Here is a 566-nt window from a genome sequence, read left to right as displayed (position 1 = left end):
TTTCTTTTGAGCAAATCCGGGTCATTCCACATCCGTGCATAAAAAGCCGCACGGTGAAAAAACGAATGAAAAGCGCGCACTACTTTTTTTCCTACGGAAGATTTCTTCCGGAAAAAGGGTTTATCGAATTGCTGCACGTCTTTCAGAAGCTACGCAGCCGGCGTCCTGATCTTGAACTTGTCATTGCCGGGGAAGGGCCGCTTCAAAGCGGGATCGAGACCATAGCAAAAGAATTGGGCATTAAGGACAGTGTGACCATTCTTCCTTTCCTTTGTGAAGAGGAAAGAGAGAGCTGGCTGGCATTTTGTGAAATGGCTGTTTTTCCAAGTTCTTATGAGCCGTTCGGCATTGCTGTTCAAGAAAGCATGGCCGCCGGCGCTGCCGTCGCTGCCGGAATCAACGGGGGCTGGAACGATTTCGTTATCGATCGGGTGACCGGCTTTCGAATTGATTTTAGTGATCCGCATAAGGCTGCAAATGCGCTCGCAGAAATTGTCGGCAATAAGGAGCAGCTGCTCAAGGTCGGACAAACGGCAAAGGCTTATATATTTGATTTGCATGATCCT

At 48.6% G+C, this 566-nt stretch carries 1 protein-coding gene; it reads left to right on the top strand.

The window, feature by feature from the left end:
• Window positions 1-65: 65 nt before the first annotated feature.
• Window positions 66-566: glycosyltransferase (locus tag ACWHAR_RS30445; RefSeq protein ID WP_452088855.1), on the top strand; the 501-nt coding region annotated here is incomplete at its 3' end.

The organism is Bacillus sp. LR--39 (assembly GCF_053613335.1).
This window is presented reverse-complemented; position numbering and strand designations above follow the sequence as displayed.